Source organism: Methylobacterium sp. Leaf100, assembly GCF_001422845.1.
Classification (GTDB): Bacteria; Pseudomonadota; Alphaproteobacteria; order Rhizobiales; family Beijerinckiaceae; genus Methylobacterium.
The window spans coordinates 77,940-96,148 of the sequence record NZ_LMMW01000006.1 but is presented as its reverse complement, the minus strand read 5'-3'; the positions used below and the strand labels follow the sequence as shown (position 1 = coordinate 96,148).

18 protein-coding genes are annotated in these 18,209 nt (G+C 70.0%); 13 read left to right on the top strand and 5 right to left on the bottom strand.

The window, feature by feature from the left end; genetic code table 11:
* Positions 1–291: 291 nt before the first annotated feature.
* Positions 292–648: a hypothetical protein gene (locus ASF25_RS06170; RefSeq protein ID WP_056303913.1), complete on the bottom strand. Its 357-nt coding sequence runs from the start codon at positions 646–648 to the stop codon at positions 292–294.
* A gap of 216 nt (positions 649–864) precedes the next feature.
* Here ASF25_RS06170 and ASF25_RS06165 point away from each other — a divergent pair, with 216 nt between their 5' ends.
* The 7 genes from ASF25_RS06165 (at position 865) to ASF25_RS06135 (ending at position 7,787) form a co-directional block, all read left to right on the top strand.
* Positions 865–1,458 (top strand): PAS domain-containing protein, encoded by a 594-nt coding sequence (locus ASF25_RS06165; protein ID WP_056261058.1) that lies wholly within the window; start codon positions 865–867, stop codon positions 1,456–1,458.
* Between the two features lie 268 nt (positions 1,459–1,726).
* Positions 1,727–2,224: a 5-(carboxyamino)imidazole ribonucleotide mutase gene (gene purE / locus ASF25_RS06160; protein ID WP_056167572.1), complete on the top strand. Its 498-nt coding sequence runs from the start codon at positions 1,727–1,729 to the stop codon at positions 2,222–2,224.
* Positions 2,225–2,268: 44 nt separating this feature from the next.
* Positions 2,269–3,390 (top strand): 5-(carboxyamino)imidazole ribonucleotide synthase, encoded by a 1,122-nt coding sequence (locus tag ASF25_RS06155; protein ID WP_056303925.1) that lies wholly within the window; start codon positions 2,269–2,271, stop codon positions 3,388–3,390.
* Between the two features lie 18 nt (positions 3,391–3,408).
* The gene (locus ASF25_RS06150) at positions 3,409–3,843 is read left to right on the top strand and encodes a heme-binding protein (protein ID WP_056167568.1); all 435 of its coding nucleotides are present in this window, start codon (positions 3,409–3,411) and stop codon (positions 3,841–3,843) included.
* Between the two features lie 340 nt (positions 3,844–4,183).
* Positions 4,184–5,779, top strand: coding sequence for a peptide ABC transporter substrate-binding protein (locus ASF25_RS06145; RefSeq protein WP_056303908.1), 1,596 nt, complete (start codon positions 4,184–4,186; stop codon positions 5,777–5,779).
* Positions 5,776–6,699 (top strand): ABC transporter permease subunit, encoded by a 924-nt coding sequence (locus tag ASF25_RS06140; RefSeq protein ID WP_056303906.1) that lies wholly within the window; start codon positions 5,776–5,778, stop codon positions 6,697–6,699. The genes ASF25_RS06145 and ASF25_RS06140 overlap by 4 nt, the downstream gene beginning before the upstream one ends.
* Positions 6,696–7,787: an ABC transporter permease gene (locus ASF25_RS06135; protein ID WP_056303904.1), complete on the top strand. Its 1,092-nt coding sequence runs from the start codon at positions 6,696–6,698 to the stop codon at positions 7,785–7,787. Before ASF25_RS06140 ends, ASF25_RS06135 begins: the two co-directional genes overlap by 4 nt.
* Here ASF25_RS06135 and ASF25_RS06130 read toward each other — a convergent pair.
* A complete protein-coding gene (locus ASF25_RS06130) occupies positions 7,771–8,028 on the bottom strand; it encodes a hypothetical protein (RefSeq protein ID WP_056303903.1) in 258 nt (85 codons plus the stop codon). The two genes, ASF25_RS06135 and ASF25_RS06130, sit on opposite strands and share 17 nt — an antisense overlap.
* Before the next feature lie 123 nt (positions 8,029–8,151).
* Between ASF25_RS06130 and ASF25_RS06125 the strand changes: the two genes are divergently transcribed.
* The gene (locus tag ASF25_RS06125) at positions 8,152–9,627 is read left to right on the top strand and encodes an MFS transporter (protein ID WP_056167557.1); all 1,476 of its coding nucleotides are present in this window, start codon (positions 8,152–8,154) and stop codon (positions 9,625–9,627) included.
* A gap of 90 nt (positions 9,628–9,717) precedes the next feature.
* Positions 9,718–10,020 carry a hypothetical protein gene (locus ASF25_RS06120; protein ID WP_056261073.1) on the top strand — a complete coding sequence of 101 codons (303 nt, stop codon included), beginning with the start codon at positions 9,718–9,720 and terminating at the stop codon, positions 10,018–10,020.
* 2 nt (positions 10,021–10,022) lie between these two features.
* Here ASF25_RS06120 and ASF25_RS06115 read toward each other — a convergent pair whose 3' ends face one another.
* Positions 10,023–10,499 (bottom strand): nucleoside deaminase, encoded by a 477-nt coding sequence (locus ASF25_RS06115; protein ID WP_056303901.1) that lies wholly within the window; start codon positions 10,497–10,499, stop codon positions 10,023–10,025.
* Between the two features lie 156 nt (positions 10,500–10,655).
* On the opposite strand from ASF25_RS06115, the gene ASF25_RS06110 reads away from it, so the two are divergent.
* The 3 genes from ASF25_RS06110 (at position 10,656) to rsmD (ending at position 13,821) form a co-directional block, all read left to right on the top strand.
* Positions 10,656–10,859, top strand: a complete 204-nt coding sequence (locus ASF25_RS06110; RefSeq protein ID WP_056167761.1) for a CsbD family protein — start codon at positions 10,656–10,658, stop codon at positions 10,857–10,859.
* Positions 10,860–11,020: 161 nt separating this feature from the next.
* Positions 11,021–13,267, top strand: coding sequence for a pseudouridine synthase (locus ASF25_RS06105; protein ID WP_056303899.1), 2,247 nt, complete (start codon positions 11,021–11,023; stop codon positions 13,265–13,267).
* Entirely contained in the window at positions 13,264–13,821 is a 558-nt protein-coding gene (gene rsmD, locus ASF25_RS06100; protein WP_056261080.1) for a 16S rRNA (guanine(966)-N(2))-methyltransferase RsmD, read from the top strand. Before ASF25_RS06105 ends, rsmD begins: the two co-directional genes overlap by 4 nt.
* A gap of 54 nt (positions 13,822–13,875) precedes the next feature.
* Here the strand turns inward: rsmD and mutL are convergent, their stop codons facing one another.
* Positions 13,876–15,855 carry a DNA mismatch repair endonuclease MutL gene (mutL, locus tag ASF25_RS06095; protein WP_056303897.1) on the bottom strand — a complete coding sequence of 660 codons (1,980 nt, stop codon included), beginning with the start codon at positions 15,853–15,855 and terminating at the stop codon, positions 13,876–13,878.
* Between the two features lie 107 nt (positions 15,856–15,962).
* Between mutL and ASF25_RS06090 the strand changes: the two genes are divergently transcribed.
* Positions 15,963–17,024: a glycosyltransferase family 61 protein gene (locus ASF25_RS06090; protein WP_210168822.1), complete on the top strand. Its 1,062-nt coding sequence runs from the start codon at positions 15,963–15,965 to the stop codon at positions 17,022–17,024.
* A gap of 101 nt (positions 17,025–17,125) precedes the next feature.
* Here the strand turns inward: ASF25_RS06090 and ASF25_RS06085 are convergent, their stop codons facing one another.
* Positions 17,126–18,082, bottom strand: a complete 957-nt coding sequence (locus ASF25_RS06085; RefSeq protein WP_244472918.1) for a KpsF/GutQ family sugar-phosphate isomerase — start codon at positions 18,080–18,082, stop codon at positions 17,126–17,128.
* Between the last annotated feature and the right edge of the window lie 127 nt (positions 18,083–18,209).

Below are 18,209 nucleotides of genomic sequence, written 5' to 3'. Positions count from 1 at the left end.
CTCCAGCCGTATGATTCTTCCGTCCCATAAAAACATCCTCCAAATGACCCAAGGCCATACATCAGGGAGGACCACTTTTCAGGGGGCAGGCCAGGCTGCGGCTCGGGATCGGCCGAGGTCCAGGCCGACGGCTCGCTTCGCGGCGAAATCCGCGTCCACCGCGGCGACGAAATCTCCTTCATTGCCCGCCGTTGGCTGACTTCTTCAACACCCTGTTAGGCCGTCATCGGGCCGCGAGCCAACGGAGCCGAACGGCGGTGACGGCCACGTCCCTCCGACCGCTCGATCCTTCTATGAGGTCGATCGAGACGACTCCACCCCGGCGGCCTCGCAGACGATCTGGAGGCAGCGCGAGCGGTCCTGCGGGTCCTGGATCCGGCGAAAGGCGTCGACCAAGGCCGCGCATTGCTCGATCAGGACGGCCTGTTCGGTCCTCACGGCCGCGTTTGGCCGCGCGCCGTCCATCGCGGGTTGGCCTGCCCCTGGGAGGGCGGGGGTCTCACCCAGCTGCGCCGTGGTGATCCCGAGCGTGTCCGCGATCCGCGCGAGGTAGTGCTGCCGGATCTGGAGAGGGCCCTGTCGTCGCTCGGCGTCGGGATCCGCGAGATTGGCCTGGAGTTCTTCGAGGGCATTCAATCTACGGCCCATCGTAGGTCTCCCGGTTGAACGAGCATCCATCCTGGATGTGCAGCGGCGCATATGATTTTATTGCGATATCTTATCATGGATTAATGTGCGAAAATTTACATTTGTTATTCGGAACTCTGTTTGGTATCTCTAGCATCGGCCATGTTGCTTAACGACAACTATCTGAGAGAGCTGCGGGGCGCAGTGGAACAACGCACATCATACGAAGACGCAGCGATGCAGATTTTATTGCAGGATGCCCTCGATGCCTCCGATGTGATCGGCCGTTGGGAGTACGACGTTCCGAACGACCGGGCGTACGCGGACGCGCTCGTGGCCCGGGTGTTCAACCTCGACCCCATCGCGGCCAAGAGCGGTGCTCCCCTGAAGGCCTTCCTGGCCGGCATTCATCCCCATGATCGCGAACGCGCGGCCCAGACCATCGCTCGCAGCGCCGAGGACGGCCTCGTATGTACCTTGGAGTATCGCGTTCGCTCCGCCGATGGGGTGACACGCCGGGTCCTCGATCGCGGCCGCTTCGCCCATGATCGTGCAGGACGCCCGACCCGGGGCAGCGGTATCCTCGTCGACATCACCCAGACGAAGCCGGATACGGTCTCGGGCCTCTCCGCATCCGATCTGAGAACCTCCGATCTGAGACCCTCCAATCTCAGAGGATCCCTGGAACGCGCGGCCGAGCATGGCCTCGTCGTTCGCGCGGCGATCCATGAACTTCCGCCCTCCGTGCTGCACCAGATGAGCGACATGCTCCTGCTGGAGATCGGACGGCGGCTGGCGCAGATTACGGACGTCCGGCATCAGGGCGGATGATCTGACCCTGGACGCGGCATTCCCGTTCCGAACGGCAAATTCGGTTCGAGGACAGCCCGCCCGCCGATAGGCTCGTAACCAACCGTGAACCGAATCGATCATCCGGCCTCCCACCGTCGGGCCGACCCGCAATCCGCAGGGGACGGCCCCCCGCCGCCACCCGCCTCGTCCCGGGCCCCGCCTTGCGGCCCGGCCACCGCCCGCGTATGCGGCTGGATTGGGGTGCCGCAGGCCCCCGCCCCCTTGAATCAATAGGGATGGGACGACGATGGCGGGAGCCGCTCCGGTCGCGATCATTATGGGCAGCCAGTCCGACTGGGCGACCATGCGGCATGCAGCCGAAACCCTCGATGCCCTCGGGGTCGCCCACAGCGATCGCATCGTCTCGGCCCACCGCACCCCGGACCGCCTCGTCGCCTTCGCCAAGGGCGCCAAGGCCGAAGGCTTCCAGGTGGTGATCGCCGGGGCCGGCGGCGCCGCCCACCTCCCCGGCATGACCGCCGCCATGACCCCCCTCCCCGTGCTCGGCGTTCCGGTGGAATCGAAGGCCCTGTCGGGCCAGGACAGCCTGCTGTCCATCGTCCAGATGCCCGCCGGCATCCCCGTGGGCACCCTCGCCATCGGCCGTGCCGGCGCCGTCAACGCGGCGCTCCTCGCCGCCGCCATCCTGGCCCTGACCGACCCGGACCTCGCCGCACGCCTCGAAGCCTGGCGCGCCGCGCAGACCGCGAGCGTCGCCGACCATCCGCAAAGCGATCTCCCTTGAGCGTGCCGTTTGTCGTGAACACCTTGCCCGAAGTCCAGCCCGGCTTGCCCGAAGTCCAGCCCGGCTCGCCCGAAGTCCAGCCCGGCTCCACCCTCGGCATCGTCGGGGGCGGCCAGCTCGGCCGCATGATCGCGCTCGCCGCCGCGAATTACGGCCTCAAGGTCCACGTTTTCGCCCCCGATGCCGACAGCCCGGCCTTCGACGTCTGCGCGCACCAGACCGTGGCGGCCTACGACGACGTGGAAGCCCTCGCGCGGTTCGCCGCCAGCGTCGACGTCGTGACCTACGAGTTCGAGAACATCCCGGCCGCCGCCGCCGAGGCGCTGGCCGCCAAGGCCCCCCTGCACCCCAATGCCGGCGCCCTCGCCACGACGCAGGACCGGCTGACGGAAAAGAGCTTCATCAACGGCCTCGGCATCGAGACCGCCCCGTATCGGGCCGTCGACACCGCCGAGGACCTCGTGCGGGCGCTCGAAGAGATCGGCCGCCCGGCGATCCTGAAGACCCGGCGCTTCGGCTACGACGGCAAGGGGCAGCGCATGATCCGCGCCGAGGGCGCGATCGACGCCGCCGCGATCCTGGGCGAATTCGACGGCGCGCCCTGCATCCTCGAAGGCTTCGTGCCCTTCGAGACCGAGGTGTCCGTGGTGGCCGCACGCGGCCCCGACGGGGCGTTCGCCGCCTACGAGCCCTGCGCCAACGAGCACCGCGACCACATCCTCGCGGTCACCCGCGTGCCAGCCCCCGGCATCGCGCCCCAGACCGAGGCCGCCGCCATCGCCATGGCCCGCCGCATCGCCGAGGCGCTGGACTATGTCGGCATCCTCGCCGTCGAGATGTTCCTGGTGCCCCAGGCCGACGGCCCCGCCCGGGTGGTGGTCAACGAGATCGCCCCGCGGGTCCACAATTCCGGCCACTGGACCATCGAGGGCGCGACCACCTCGCAATTCGCCCAGCATGTCCGGGCCGTCTGCGGCTGGCCTCTCGGAGACCCCGCCCGCGTCGGCGGCATGGCCGTCGAGATGCACAACCTCATCGGCGACGAGGTCTCGGACTGGACCGCGCTCCTGGCCCAGTCGAGCGCGCACCTGCACCTCTACGGCAAGGGCGAGGCCCGGCCCGGCCGCAAGATGGGCCACGTCACCCGGCTCCTCCCCAAACCCTGATCGTCCCGCGAGCGCCCCATGTCCGAACTCAGTCTTGCCGCCGCCCAGACCCTCGTCGCCAAGGCCCTCGAGGCCGGCCGCGCCCATGGGCTGAAGCCCCTCGTGGTGGCGGTGTTCGACGCCCGCGGCGCCCTGAAGGCCCTGGCCGCCGAAGACGGCACGTCCCTGCGCCGGGCCGAGATCGCCATGGGCAAGGCCAACGGCGCCCTCGCGCTCGGGCTGGGGTCCCGCGCCATCGCCAAGCGGGCCGAGGCCGACCCGACCTTCATCGCCGCAATGAGCCACCTCGTCGGCCCCGCTGCCTTGGTGCCGGTGCCGGGCGGCGTCCTCATCCGCCACGGCGACACGCTGCTGGGCGCCGTCGGCATCTCGGGCGACACCTCGGACAACGACGAACTCTGCGCCGTCGCCGGCATCGAGGCGGCGGGGTTTTCGGCGCAGACCGGCGCTTGAGATCGTACGACGATACGCCCTGTGCCTCGCCGTACGATCCTCATCGAGCGGCCTGGAATTCGCATTCCTAACCTGTCGCGGCGAGCGCCGGGCTTCTTTCCTGTCAGGGAGGGCGATCGTCGATGCGGGTGGCGGTCTATCTTCGTCAGAGGTGCAGTGTCGAAGACGCGAAGCGCCCGTTGCGCATCCCCGCCCCGCCTGCGGGGAGAGGGGGATGCGCCCAAGCGCTCCGCGCGACGGGCCGAGGGCTGATGCAGGCGCGATCCTCCGTCTGTACCGGCATTGCCTGGAAGGATTGGAGGCCTGGCCCGCTCCACGCCATCGGTTCGGCGAAGGCGGCATGAGACCCGCCCCGCACCGCCGCCAGTGCCTCGCGGGCCTCGCCGCCGCCGCCCTCGTGCGCCCGGCCGAGGCCGCGCCGGCCGGTCTCTACCGGCGCGGGAACGACGCCGATCCCGGCACCCTTGATCCGCACAAATCCTCGACGGTGGCCGAGGCACACATCCTGCGCGACCTCTACGAGGGCCTGCTCACCTACGACAACCACGGCCGCATCGTCCCCGGATGCGCCGAGGCCTGGACCGTGTCGGGCGATGGCCTCACCTACACCTTCACCCTGCGGGAGCGCGCGCGCTGGTCGAACGGCGATCCGGTGGTGGCGAACGATTTCGTGTTCAGCCTGCGCCGCATCCTCGATCCGGCCCTTGCGGCGAAATACGCCGAGGTGCTGTTTCCGATCCGGGGCGCGGCGGCCGTCAATCGCGGTGCGGCAGCGCCCGAGTCGATCGGGGTCGATGCGCCGTCGGCCCGGACCCTCGTCCTTACCCTCGAGCGGCCGACGCCGTACGTCCTCGAACTCCTCACTCATTCCACCGCCCTGCCGGTCCATCCGGCCACGGTGACGCGCTTCGGCGCGGCGTTCACCCGGCCGGCGAACCTCGTCTCCAACGGGGCCTACGCGTTGCGCGAGGCGGCACCGAACGACCGGGTCATCCTCGTCCGCAACCCGCATTTCCACGCGGCGGCCGATGTCGCGATCCCCAGCGTGGCGTTCCTGCCGACGCCGGACCTCGCCAGCGCCGTGCGGCGCTACGCCGGCGGCGAGATCGATTCCCTGGCCGACCTCCCCGCCGATCAGATGGCCTCCCTCCGGGCGCGGTTCGGCGGGCAGGTGGTGCTCGGACCGTCGCTCGGGCTCTACGCCCTCGCCCTCGACACCCGCCGGGCGCCCTTCGACGACGTCCGGGTGCGCCGCGCCCTGTCCCTCGTCATCGACCGCGAGTTCCTGGCCCAGCGCCTGTGGGGCGAGACCATGGACCCGGCCTATTCCCTGTGTCCGCCCGGCCTCGACCATTACCGGGCGCCGCCGGAACTCGCCGGCCGCGACGCCCTGCCCATCGACCGCGAGGACGAGGCCCGGGCCCTCCTCGCGGCCGCCGGCTTCGGACCGGGCCGCCCCCTCGCCCTCGAGTATCGCTTCAACGCGAGCGACAACAACCGCAACACCGCGGTGGCCCTGGCGGAGATGTGGCGCGGCATCGGCGTCGCCACGCGCTTCACCTACACGGACGCCAAGACCCACTTCGCCTATCTGCGCGAGGGCCGGCCCTTCGACGTGGCGCGGGTCTCGTGGATCGCGGATTATTCTGACCCGCAGAACTTCCTCTTCCTGCTGCAGAGCGGCAACGATACCCTCAACCCCGGCCATTACACCGACGCCGCCTACGACGGCCTGATGCGGGACGCCGCCGGGGAGACCGACCTCGCCCGCCGGGCCGACCTGCTGTTCCGGGCCGAGACCATCGTGGTGACGGATCTGCCCTGGATCCCCGTGATGCACACCCGTTCGAAGGCCCTGATCAGCCCGCGCCTCTCGGGCTACCATCCGAACCTCCGCAACGCCGCGCCGACCCGCTTCCTGAGGCTCGAGGCGTGATCGGCTTCGTCCTGCGCCGCCTGCTCCAGGCGGTGCCGACCCTGCTCGCCGTGGTGACCGTGAGCTTCTTCCTCATCCGCCTCGCCCCCGGCGGGCCGTTCGACCTCGAACGCCCCCTGGCGCCGGCCGCCATGGCGGCGCTACAGGAGACCTACGGTCTCGATCAGCCCCTCGCCGTGCAGTACCTGCGCTACCTCGGCGCCCTGGCGCGCGGCGATCTCGGGCCGTCCTTCTCGTTTCGCGACCGCGGTGTCGCCGAACTCTTAGGCCACGGCCTGCCCGTCTCCATGACCGTCGGCGGCCTCGCCCTGGGGCTGGCCCTCGCGCTCGGCATCGGCCTCGGCGCCGGGGCGGCCTTCCGTCCGGGCCGCCTCCTCGATCGCGTCGTCGGCCTCGGCGCCGGCCTCGGGGTCGCGGTGCCGACCTTCGTCGTCGCCCCCCTCCTGCAGATCGTGTTCGGCCTCGGCCTCGGCTGGCTCCCCGTCGGAAGCTGGGAGGGCGGTGCCCCCGCCCACCTCGTCCTGCCGGTGCTGACCCTGGCCCTGCCCCAGGCCGGCCTCCTGGCCCGCCTCACCCGGGCGTCGCTGCGCGAGACCCTCGCCCTGCCGCACATCCGCACCCAGCGCGCCATGGGCCTGCCGCGCCGGCGCATCGCCCGTCATGCCCTGCGGGGCGCCCTCCTGCCCATCGTGGCGATCCTCGGCTCCACCGCCGCCGCGCTCCTCACCGGGTCCGTGGTGGTCGAGACCCTGTTCGGCCTGCCCGGCCTCGGCCGCACCTTCGTGGATGGCGCGCTCAACCGCGACTATACGTTGGTGATGGGCACCGTGGTGCTGGTCGGCGTGTTCGTCATCGGCCTCAACCTCGTCGCCGATATCCTCTGCGCCCTCCTCGACCCGCGCCTGCGGATCGCTCGATGAGGGGCTTCGTCCGGCGCCTGTTCCGCCACCGCTCGGCCACCGTCGCGCTCGGGTTCCTCGCGGCCGTGGCGCTGGCCTGTCTCGTGGGTCCCGAACTCACGGGCCACGACCCGGGGCGAATCTATCCCGACCTCGTCGGGACGCCGCCGGGCCTCGCGGCGCATCCCCGGCCCGGAACGGTGCGCCCGGCCCTGGAACGGCTCGCGTTCCGCATGCGCGTGACGGTGCGCGCCGTTACAATCCGGGATGGAACGGCGCACGTGACCGTGGATGCGCCGCGCTCGATCGACCCGCGCGTGCTGACCTACCTGCCCCGCTCCGACCTGTTCGGGCCTGCGACGATCCTCGATCGGGCGGAGGACGGGCGCCGCCTCGTGGTCTCCGTCCCGGTGCTGGAACAGCGCTTTCTCCTCGGCACCGACGTCCTGGGGCGCGATCTCCTCACCCGCACCCTCGTCGCCGGCCGCGTCTCCCTCGTCATCGGCCTCGTCGCCACCGGCGTCGCCCTCCTCATCGGGCTCACCTACGGGGCGGTGGCGGGCTACGCCGGCGGGCGCGTTGATGCCGTGATGATGCGCCTCGTCGACGTGCTCTACGCCCTGCCGTTCGTGTTCTTCGTGATCATGCTGCTGGTGTTCTTCCGCGCCGGTCTCGGGCTCATCCTGGTCGCCATCGGCGCCGTCGAATGGCTCGACATGGCCCGGATGGTCCGGGCCCAGACCCTGTCGCTCCGCCAACGAGACTTCGTCCGCGCCGCCGAGGCCCTGGGCCTGTCCTCGGCGCGGATCCTCGTCCGTCACATCGTGCCGAACACCCTCGGGCCCGTCACCGTCGCCGCTACGGTGTTGGTTCCAAAGGTCATTCTCTTGGAGAGCTTCCTGTCGTTCCTCGGCCTCGGGGTGCAGGAACCGCAGACGAGCTGGGGCGCCCTCATCGCGGAGGGCGCGCGGGCCATCGAATCCGCCCCGTGGATGCTCGCCGCCCCCGCCGCCTTCCTTGTGACGACGCTGCTGGCCCTGAACGTGCTGGGGGATGCCCTAGGCGAAGCCCTCGACCCGCGCCGCGACGCCCTCACCGCCCCGCGGTGAGCCCCGGATAGACCACCCGGACGGAGCGTCGCTCCCCCGACGGTTCGGCGACGCCAGGCTTGGCGATGGCAGGCTTGGCGTTGCGCCGCTCGGGCCTCGCCGCGCCCGTCGACCCGGTCGTGATCACATCGGTCGGCCGCATGTGCCACCACGCGAAGCCGGATCGTGCAGGATCCTCCGCAGCGACGGATCGAGAACATACGATGATCAGGAGGGCCGCGAAGCCGGCGCGGGACAGCATGGGAAGGGTACATCCGGAACGAGGATGCTATTCCACCCGACGAACGATGAAAGCTTGGCGGAACCGTTGCCGAGTCCGGCGGATTGCCCACACTTCAGTCCCAATACGCTTAACGAGGTATCGATGGCGACCAAGGCAGAGACCGCGTCCGGCCCTACGCCGGAGCGGGTGCCCATGGGCACCGTCATCGACACCGACATCGCCGCCCGCCTCGACCGCCTGCCCTGGGGACGATTCCACGTCCTCGTCATCGTGGCGCTGGGGATCACGTGGGTTCTGGACGGGCTCGAAGTGACCCTGGCCGGCTCCCTCGTCGGCGCACTCCGCGCCGCGCCCATGAGTTTTACGGAGTTCGACATCGGCTTGGCGGCGAGTTCCTACCTCGTGGGTGCCGTCGTCGGCGCCCTCGGGTTCGGCTGGCTCACGGACCGCATCGGGCGCAAGAAACTCTTCTTCATCACCCTGGCCCTCTACCTCGCGGCCACCGCCGCCACGGGCCTCTCCTGGAACATCTGGAGTTTCTGCATCTTCCGCTTCCTCACCGGGGCGGGCATCGGTGGCGAGTACACGGCCATCAACTCGACGATCCAGGAACTCGTCCCGGCCCGCGTGCGCGGCTGGACCGACCTCGTCATCAATGGGTCGTTCTGGATCGGCGCCGCTCTCGGCTCCTTCCTGTCCATCGCCGTCCTGCGCCCGGGCATGATCGACCCGGCCTGGGGCTGGCGCATCGCCTTCTTCGTCGGCGGCGGCATCGGCCTCGTGATCCTGCTCCTGCGGACCTGGATTCCCGAAAGCCCGCGCTGGCTCGCCACCCACGGCTACGTGGCCGAGGCCGACCGGGTCGTCACCGGTATCGAGAAGCGCTTCATCGACGAGGGTCTGACCCTGCCGCCCGTCGATCCGGCCAAGCGCATGAAGTTGAGGACCCGCAGCCACACCCCCTTGGGTGAAGTGTTCGGCACCATGCTGGGCGGCCACCGCAAGCAGACCCTCGTCGGCCTCGCCCTGATGGTGGCGCAGGCGTTCTTCTACAACGCTCTGTTCTTCACCTACGCCCTCGTGCTCCAGCGCTTTTACGGCGTTCCGGGCGATCATGTCGGTTGGTACCTGCTCCCCTTCGCGCTGGGCTCCTTCCTCGGTCCGCTGCTGCTGGGACGCCTGTTCGACACCTGGGGGCGTCGCCAGATGATCGCCTTCACCTACGGCATCTCGGCGGTGCTGCTGACCATCACCGGCTACCTGTTCAAGATCGAGGTGTTCGGCCCCGTCGGCCAGACGGCGGCCTGGATGGTGGTGTTCTTCTTCGCCTCCGCCGCCGCAAGCGCGGCCTATCTCACCGTGGCGGAGACCTTCCCCCTGGAGATCCGGGCGCTGGCGATCGCGGTGTTCTACGCGCTCGGCACCGGGATCGGTGGCGTTTCGGGGCCGCTCCTGTTCGGCGCCCTCGTCGAGACGGGGTCGCGGGACAACGTCCTCATCGGCTACGCCATCGGTGCAACGCTCATGGCGATCGCAGCCATCGTCGGGGGCATCTGGGGCACGGCCGCCGAAGGCAAGTCGCTGGAAGACGTGTCGAAGCCGCTTGCCGCGGCGTGAGGTTTCGTGATGCCGGGGGAGCTGCAACCGGAGCTCTCACACGGTGTTGGTGGAGTACGGATCTTCGGAACTCTGAGCGGGACCACATCGATGCGCAGCTTTCTCCTGACGTCCACCGCCCTCGTCTTCGCAACTTCGGCTCTCGCACAGGGCACCGGCCCCGCCGAGATCCGTCAGCCGGGACCGCCCCGGATCACGACGCCCGGGACATCCGATACGCCGGTGGTGAAACCGGGTGGAATCGACAATGGCGGCCCGGGCTCGATCGGCTCGGTGGCCCCGGGTGCCACCGGCGCGGAGACCCGCTCGAACAATTCCGGCGCCAGCGGCAACGCCGAGCAGAACACGAAGCCGATCGGCAACACCGGCGGCGGTGGCGGCGGCGGAAGCTGAGGCTACCCTTCTCCGTCGCGGCGCGCCTGGAAGAACCCCCGCAGGAGTGCGGCGGCTTCGGCCTCGCGAAACCCGCCGTACACCTCCGGTGCGTGGTGGCAGGTCGGCTGGTTGAAGACCCTCGGGCCATGCTCGACACCGCCGCCTTTCGGGTCGTAAGCCCCAAAGTACAGGCGGCGAATCCGGGCGAACGATATCGCGCCCGCACACATCGGGCAGGGCTCGAGGGTCACGTAGAGATCGCAATCCGTCAGACGTTCCGTGCCGAGCGCCGTGCAGGCGGCGCGGATCGCAAGAATCTCCGCATGTGCCGTCGGGTCCTTGAGGGTACGAGGACGATTGTGCGCCTTGGCGACCACCCGACCGTCCAGGACCACCACCGCGCCCACTGGCACCTCCCCTTCCAGCGCCGCATGACGGGCAGCGTCGAAGGCGTGTCCCAAAGGATCATCGGTGTCGAAAGGAAAGCGCACGGACATCCATCCCTTACAGTCGGGTCGCCGCGACCCGAACAAATGTTGGCTTTTATCGCGCCCGGTGTGGTTCTGCCGAGCGAGAGATGGGAACAACAGTCGAGCTGGTACCGTTTGATGTGCAACGCGGCCGAGCCGCCCGTTTCGAAAGAGGGTCTCACGATGAGCAGCACCACCGACAAGATCAAGGGCGTCGCCAACGAGGCCATCGGCAATATCAAGCAAGGTATCGGCAACGCGACCGATAATGACAAGCTCAAGGCCGAGGGAAAAGCCCAGGAACTGAAGGGTGAGACCCAGAAGACTGTGGGCGATGCCAAGGACGGCATCAAGAATGCCGCCGACACGGTGAAGAGCAAGATCTGAACCTTGTTTTGGCGTGAGCGTCCCAGCAGAGATTGGTGACGCAGAAATCCGGAAGGGCGGCCTTTGGGCCGCCTTTTCGCGTTCGTGCGCCTGCACGGTCGGGAAGCGGCTGTCGATCGGGATATCTCGCAACGGCGCCCCTGCTCTGTTATGGGGGCACGATGAGCGACAACATCGACGACAAGACGGGCGGGTCCGACGACACGCCCGCCACACCTTCCGTATCGACGCAGGCCGAAGCAGCCCCCTGGTCACCCGCAACCGATGCCGGCGTACCGGGCCCCTCGGCCGAGGAACAGCCGAAGGTGCGCAAGGCCGCGATGCCTTCGCGCGGCGGCGACGCGCCCCTCCGGCGCAAGCCCACGGCGCCTGCCGCGGCAAAGCCCGCCGGTAAGCCGGCTGCGGGAGAAGCCGACGAGCCGGAAGGTACGGCATCGACCCATGAGGGTGAGCGCATCGCCAAGGCCATCGCCAGGGCCGGCATCGCGTCGCGCCGGGACGTCGAGTTGATGATCGAGCAGGGCCGGGTGACTCTGAACGGCAAGATCCTGACCTCGCCGGCCATCAACGTGACCGCCGCCGACGAGATCACCGTTGACGGCGATCCGCTGCCCGAGCGCGAACGCACCCGCCTGTGGATCTACCATAAGCCGCGCGGTCTGGTGACGACGGCACGCGATCCGGAGGGGCGCCAGACGGTGTTCGAGGCGCTGCCGGAGGATCTGCCTCGGGTCGTGGCCATCGGCCGTCTCGACATCAACACCGAGGGCCTGCTGCTCCTCACCAACGACGGTGGTCTCGCGAAGGTCATCGCTCACCCTGATACGGGTTGGCTGCGCCGCTACCGCGTCCGGGCCCACGGCGACACGACCCAGGCCGAACTCGACAAGCTGCGGAAGGGGGTGACCATCGACGGGATGGATTACGGCCCCATCGACGCGGTGCTCGACCGGGCATCCGGGGACAATTTGTGGCTGACGCTGGGCCTTCGCGAGGGCAAGAATCGCGAAGTCAAACGGATCCTCGAGCACCTCGGGCTCGCCGTGAACCGGCTGATTCGCCTCTCCTTCGGGCCGTTTCAGCTCGGTGACCTCGAAGCCGGCTTGACGGAGGAAATTCGCACCAAGGTCCTCAAGGAACAGCTTGGCCCCGGCCTGTCCGAGCAGGCGGGTGTCGATTTCGAAAGCCCGGTTCGCGAGCCCATCGCGCCGTTCGGGTCGCCAAAACAGCAAGCGAAGCAGCCCGCGCGTAGCGCTTCGGCCGCCCAGCAGCGTGAACGCCGCGACTTCGACGACGGCGAGGCTCGGCCTCAGCGCGGCGCCGATCGTGGCGCATCGCGGGGGGGCGACCGCCCCATGTACAAGCCGACCGCACCCGCGCGTGTGCCCACCGGCGGCAACAGCGCAGGCCCGCGCCGCTCCGTCTGGCGCGCCGAGGAGGAGGCTCCGCAGGACGATGGCCCGCGCCGGGTGAAGATTCCCCGCCGGGGCGCCGATCCGAAGGCCGAGCGGGAGGTTGCTGCCGCGCGGGGCCGCGAGCGGGTCGGCTCCATCGGCACGGGTGATCGCCGCGTGCTGGTCGAACGCCTGAAGGCCAGTCCGCAGGAGCCGGCGCCCGAGCCGCATCGCCGCGATCGCGGTGCCCGTCGCGACGATGCTGCGGCCGGTGAACGTCCGGTGCGTACGGTTCGTCAGGCCGATGCCCGTGCCGCGCGCCAGAACGAAGCCGCCGAGCGCCCACAGCGCCGCTTCGACGCCGATGCCCGGCCCCAGCGCCGGGACGACGCTCCCCGCGGCCAGGGTGCGCCCCGTCCCTTCGCCCGACCGGACAATGCCGAGCGGCGTGGTCCTCCCCGGGGTAGCGACGAGCGTCCGCGCACCTTCAAGCCACGCGATGGCGGAGGATTCGCCGAGAGAGGCGAGCGCCCGGCGTTCAACCGAGGCGCGCCGCGGGGCGACAAGCCATCCGGCTTCCAAGGCGACAAGCCCAGCGGATTCCGGGGTGGCGACGACCGTCCCGGCGGGTTCCGCGCGGGTGGGGGCAAGCCTGACGGCTTCAAGGCGGGTGGCTTCAAGGCGGGTGGCTTCAAGGGCGGCGAACGCTCCGGCGGCGGGGATCGCGACATCGGTGCTGAGCGCTCCGGGGCCGATCGCGGCGGCTTCCGTCCCGGGGACAAGCCGGGTGGATTCAAGGCCGGTGGAAAACCCGGCGGTTTCGGCAAGCCTGGCGGTTTCGGCAAGCCCGGTGGTGGCAAGCCCGGCGGCAGCGGTGGTAAGCCGGGTGGGTTCAAGGCCGGCGGCGCGGGTCGCGTCGGCGGAGCCAAACCTGGTGGCTTTGGCGGTCGCGGTGGCTCGGCCGGCAAGCCCGGCGGCGGCGCGGGTCGCCCGCCGCGCGGCGGTAGCCGGTGAGGATCGTCGGCGGTGACCAGCGCGGTCGCCGCCTCGCCACCCCGAAAACCGAGGCCATCCGTCCGACATCGGACCGCCTACGGGAAGCGGTCTTCAACGTGCTGACGCACGCCTACGACGACGCGGTCGTGGGCGCGCGAGTTCTCGATCTCTTCGCCGGGACGGGGGCGCTCAGTTTCGAAGCCCTGTCACGGGGGGCCGCCTATGCGCTCCTCGTCGACGAGGGGGCGGAGGCACGCGGCTTGATCCGAGAGAATATCGAAGCGTTCGGCGCTGAGGGGCGGACCCGGCTGTTTCGCCGGGACGCGACCCGCCTCGGGCCCGTCGGCACCAGCGGCACTTTCGGGCTCGTCTTCTGCGATCCGCCGTACGGGCGTGATCTCGCTCCCGCGGCCTTGGCCTCGGCGGCCTCCGGGGGGTGGCTCGTCCCCAACGCCCTGGTGGTGGTCGAGGAGACCGCGAGCGTCACCATCACGCTGCCGCCGGATTTTCGCGAGCTGGAACGCCGGGTCTACGGCGACACCGCCGTGGCTTTCGTCCGCTTCACCGGCTGACGCTTTTTCGCGGGCCTCGGCTTGTTCGAGGGTCGGCATCCCCAAGCGGTAAGCTCAACGCCGGCCGAACAACCGCTCTATGTCGGCGAGCTTCAGAGCAACGTAAGTCGGGCGACCGTGGTTGCACGTGCCCGACAGGGGCGTCGCCTCCATCTCCCGCAGGAGCGCGTTCATCTCCTCCGGACGCAGGCGCCGGCCCGCGCGGATCGAGCCGTGGCAACTCATTCGGGACAGGATGGCATCGAGGCGTCGGCTGAGGGGACCACCGCCCTCGTGGCGTCCGTCGAGGCCGCCGTCCTCCAGTCCGCTGCCCGCCAGGGCGTCGAGGATATCGATGACGAGGGTTCGGGTCGAAGCGCCGGCGAGGGCCGCCGGCACTTCGCGGACGAGCACGGCTCCGGTGCCGAAGGCTTCGAGGGTGAGCCCGAGGCGCTCGAGGTCCGGCGCGGCGTCGAGGAGGCGGGCGGCATCGTCGGGCGCCATCTCGACCACATCGGGAATCAGCAGGCCTTGGCGGGCGATACCGCCACCCGCGCGCTCGCGCTTCAGCCGCTCGTAGACGAGGCGCTCATGCGCGGCGTGCTGATCGACCAGCACGAGGCCGTCGCGGGTTTGGGCGACGATGTAGGTTTCGTGAAGCTGAGCCCGCGCTGCGCCGAGCGGATGGTCGGCGGCGGCCTCCGCCTCTTCGAGATGTGCCGCGCCCTCGCCGCGCAGATCGGCGCTCGGCGGGGCGAAATCGTGGGTGAACGCAGCCTGCGGCGTCTCGTCGAAACCGGCCCGGAACGGCGTCCCGTCCCGTGCCGCCGGGAAGCGCCCCGGGGCACCGAACGACGGCAGGCCACGCGGCAGGGGCGGCGATGCGGACGGCCGCGCACCCCACCCCGTATGCGCCTGCAGCGAGCGCCCTTCGTTCGGCTCGCCGTGGGCTGCCTCGGAACCCGTCGGCAGTGGCTCCGATCGGAGGGCGTCGAGGGTGCGCGCCGCCGTCGTCGTCGCCGTACGGGCGCCGGCACGGCGCAGCGCCTCGTGGATCGCGCTGACGATGAGACCGCGCACGAGGGCCGCATCGCGAAACCGCACCTCGGTCTTGGCCGGATGGACGTTCACATCGACGAAGGCCGGGTCGCACGTGATCGACAGGGCGAGCACGGGATGGCGATCGGAACTCATGGTGTCGGCGTAGGCGCCCCGCACGGCACCGAGCAGCAGGCGGTCGCGCACGGGCCGGCCGTTCACGGTGAAATGGATCTGGTTCGCGTTGCCCCGGTGGAAGCCCGGCAGACCGACATGGCCGGAGAGCGCGAAACCCTCCCGCGCCATGTCGAGGGGGATCGCGTTAGCGCCGAACTCCGGACCGAGCACCGCCGTCAGGCGTCGCAGCACGGCGGCCTGCCCGCCTTCGCTCTCGGCTGGGAAGACGATGGGGCTGCCACCCTCCGCGCGGAGAACAAGGCGAATGCCGGGCTCGGCCACGGCGAGGCGCCGCAGGCCTTCGCTGATGGCCGCCGTCTCGGCCCGGTCGGATTTGAGAAACTTGAGGCGGGCCGGCGTCGCCGAGAAGAGGTCCGCGACTTCGATACGGGTCCCGCGCGGACTCGGCGCCGGTCGCACCTCACCGCGCACGCCCGCATCCACCGTCAGGCTGTGCCCAGTCTCGCCCTCCGCCGTGCGGCTCGTGAGGGTCAGCCGCGCCACCGCGCCGATGGAGGGCAGCGCTTCGCCGCGAAAGCCGAGGGTGTCGATCCGGGTGAGGTCGCCGTCGGGCAGCTTCGAGGTGGCGTGGCGCTCCACCGCCAGGGCGAGATCCTGGGCATCCATGCCGGCGCCGTCGTCGACCACCCGGATAAGGCGCCGACCCCCGCCCTCGATGGTGACTTCGATGCTCCTGGCGCCCGCATCGATGGCGTTCTCCACGAGTTCCTTCACGGCGGAGGCCGGACGCTCCACCACCTCGCCCGCCGCGATGCGATCAACGAGGATCGGGTCGAGGCGGCGGACCGGTGCGAGGGGGCGGGATGGCGCGAGGGGCATGGCGGGACTATACGACCGCCTGCCGGCAGCCGGAAGGTGAACGGCCGACTCCCGGCGCGCTCTCCCGCATGGACCGAGAGAATGTCCTGACGGCGACGAGGCATGGGGTGACGGATACGCTGGAGCGCTGCCGTGTGGTTTGGGGGCGGACCGACCGCATCGCCGCCCCGCCGGCCCTACGCGTCGTGACCGATGCGATCTACCGTCCGGACATCGGGACAGCGCCCTGGAACCTGACCGGTCCGGATGGCGCCCTCCTCGAGGGCGCCGGCGGTTCGCAAGCGAAGGCTGAGGCTTGCGCCGACGCGGTTCCGCACCTCTATCTCGGCGCCCTCGCCGCGCATTACGGGCACTTCCTCGTCGGCACGCTCGGCCGGCTCTGGCCTCTCCTCGACTGGCGCGGCCCGCCGCCCCGCTTGCTCTGCCACGCCACCGGCGATCCGGCCGCCCTGCCCTTCCTGGCCCCGATCCTGGCAGCCTTCGGCCTGACCCCGGACGCTTTGATCCGTTTCGATCGGCCGACCCGCATCCCGCACCTCGTCCTGCCGGCACCGAGCCTGAAGGAACAGGCCTTCGCACACGCGGTCCATGCCGGCCTCGTCCAGGCCATCGGCCGCCCGTTCTGGCAAAATGCCGTGGTGGATGGTACGGCGCGTCCCGCCTACCTGTCGAAGGCCAGGTTGGTCGCCGGTATCTCGCGCCTGCGCAACGAGGCGGCTCTGGAAGCGGCGCTCGCCCGGCGCGGTGTCGATATCGTCTATCCGGAGAAGCTCGAACTGCCCGACCTCGTGCGGCTGTTCTCGGAGCGTCGGGTGGTGATGGGCACGACGGGCTCGGCCTTCCATACGGCGGCCTTCGCCGCGCCAGGCCGGCGCATCCTCGGCCTCAACTGGGCCCCGCACCTCAATGCGAACTTTCCCCTGCTCGACGCCCTGAACCACACGCGGGGGCGGTATTACCATCCCGTCGGCACCGAATCCGGTCCGGACGAGGGGTTCCATTTCGGATGGTGGGTGCCTGACCCAGACGCGGTCGCCGAGGATCTCGTGCACCGTGCCGCCCATTTCGACGATCTCGACGCCATCGATGCGGACCAGGACGCCGCCCGCCGCCGGATCGCACAGGGCCCGCTCGCCGAACGGGTCGCGCGCTGGCTCAGACGCCGCTAGGGCATCGTCCTGCTTACCGTCTCCGCGACGACGCCCGAACCCGTCGTTGTACCGGTTCCCCGCATAGCCCGTTTCCACCCTGCGGGCCGATGCTCTCGCCGTCAGGCGACGCCGGCGCGCAGAAGGTCGTGGTAGTGGACGAGGCCCACGGGGCGACCGTCCTCGATCACCACCAGGGTGGTGATCTTCATCGATTCCTGGATCTCGAGGGCCTTCGCCAGAAGGGTTTCCGGCACCACCGTGCGCGGCGTCCCGCTCATCAGGGCTTCGACGGCGAGGCTGTCGAGGTCGCTGCGGAAGACATTGCGGCGCAGGTCGCCGTCGGTGACGATGCCGGCGAGTCGCCCTTCGTGATCGACCACGAGGACCGAGCCGAAGCCCTTGGCGTCGATTTCGCGGATGGCCGCGCGCATGGGCGTGCCGCGCGGAACCACGGGCAGGCGCTCTCCCGTGTGCATCACCTCCCGGACCTGACGCAGGGATGCGCCAAGGCGGCCGCCCGGATGGTAGATGCCGAATTCACGGGCCGAGAAGCCGCGGGCTTCGAGCAACGCGACGGCCAGCGCGTCGCCCAGTGCCAACTGCATGGCCGTCGACGTGGTGGGGGCGAGCCCATTGGGGCAGGCCTCGCGGGCTTTCGGCAGGGTCAGGCAGACATCGGCCTCCCGTCCGAGGGTTGAGCCCGGATTGGCCGTGATGGCGATGAGGCCGACACGGTAGCGACGGGCGTAGCCGATGATGTCGGCGAGTTCCGTGGTCTCGCCCGACCACGACAGCGCCACCACGACGTCCTCGGGCTGGATCATCCCGAGGTCCCCATGGCTCGCCTCCGCCGGATGAACGTAGAGGGCCGGCGTTCCGGTGGATGCGAAGGTCGCGGCGATCTTGCGTCCGATATGACCGGACTTGCCCATTCCCGTAAGGATCGCCCGGCCCTTGGCACGGCTGAGGCGAGCCACTGCCGCCGTGAACGGATCGCCGAGACCGTTGCCGATGGCCTCCATCAGGCACGCGAGCCCATCGCGCTCGGTTCCGATGGTGCGCAGGGCGGAAGCCATGGCCGGCGTCACACCGTCGATCGCACCATCAATCGCCGACGCCCCGTCCAGGGCCGTGTTCGCTGGCGGCATTCCACCCCGTCTCCTTGAACCCGAGGCCGTCCGGCGGTCCTCCATGCCGCGCCTA